The organism is Sphingomonas sp. FUKUSWIS1 (genome assembly GCF_000733135.1).
GTDB classification, from domain to species: domain Bacteria; phylum Pseudomonadota; class Alphaproteobacteria; order Sphingomonadales; family Sphingomonadaceae; genus Sphingomonas; species Sphingomonas aerolata.
Genome location: NZ_JPJC01000253.1, coordinates 1 through 1,212 on the forward strand (window position 1 = coordinate 1; position 1,212 = coordinate 1,212).

Here is a 1,212-nt window from a genome sequence, read left to right on the forward strand (position 1 = left end):
GGGCGGAGCATCTCTACAATCTGGTTTTGGGGCTCACGAGACAGACGACCCCGCCGCGCGAACTGATCGTCGCGGTGATGCAGGACGAGCCCTATGTCCTGCCCGAGACGGATTTTCCGGTCCGCCAGCTGATGATCGCGGGCGAGGCGTTGCCGCTGGCCGCTGCGCGCAACCTGGCGGCGCGGACCGCGACGGGGGAGGGGCTGATCTTCCTCGACATGGACTGCATCCCGGCGCCGGGTCTCGTCGCGGACTATGCCGGGCACCTCGCGACCTATGACGGGTTGCTGATGGGCGAGGTGATGTACCTGCCGGGCGGCGCGACGAAGGGGGACTGGCGCAGCGAGGATTTCGCGGACGTCGCGGTGCGGCATTCGGACCGGCGCGGACCACCCGCCGAGGGGATCGAGGCGTGCGGCGACTATCGCTGTTTCTGGTCGCTCAACTTCGCGATGCGGCGCGCGACCTTTCTCGCGGTCGGCGGGTTCCACGAGGGCTATAACGGCTATGGCGGCGAGGATACCGACTTCGGCAAGGTGCTCGACACCGCGGGCGTGCCGATCGCGTGGATCAAGGGCGGGCTGGCGCATCATCAATATCATCCGCACCACATGCCGCCGGTCCATCATCTCGACAGCGTGATCCGCAATGCCGAGCTGTTCGAGGCGCGCTGGGGCTATCGGACAATGGGGCACTGGCTGCACGCGTTTCGGCTGATGGGGCTGATCGACGACCGGCCCGGCCAGCCGATACGCGTGCTCCGCCGCCCCGATGACGCGGATCTCGCGCTGACCGGACAGCAGAGCCACCAGCCCTATGCCAATACCGCAAGCGTCATCCGGCTGCTGGAAGAGCGTGTCGCCGCGAGTGCCGCGGCGGCGTGAGGATCGCTTTGCTCTCGCACGTCCGCCAGCGGATCGCGCAGCCGTTCATGGGCGGGATGGAATCGCACAGCTGGTATCTGGCCGAAGGACTGCAGGCACGCGGGCACGACGTCGTGCTGTTCGCGAGCGGCGACAGCGACCCGCGCTTCGCGATCGATCCGGTGCTGCCCCAGCATTATGAGCGGGTGTTCCCCTGGGCCGAGCATCGCGGGTCGGCGCCGCTGATCGCGCATGTCGACCAGGGCTATATCGCGGCGTGCGAGAGGATCGCGGCGGGTGGGTTCGACGTGGTGCACAACAACAGCCTGAGCCGCTTCCCGATCGAGCC

General features: G+C 67.8%; 2 protein-coding genes. Both read left to right on the forward strand.

Annotated elements, in window-relative coordinates; translation table 11 throughout:
* A partial coding sequence (locus sphsw_RS16080; protein ID WP_031441515.1) for a galactosyltransferase-related protein occupies positions 1–884 on the forward strand: 884 nt, incomplete at its 5' end.
* A gap of 8 nt (positions 885–892) precedes the next feature.
* The coding region (locus sphsw_RS19030) for a glycosyltransferase (RefSeq protein ID WP_042467550.1) at positions 893–1,212 on the forward strand (320 nt) is incomplete at its 3' end.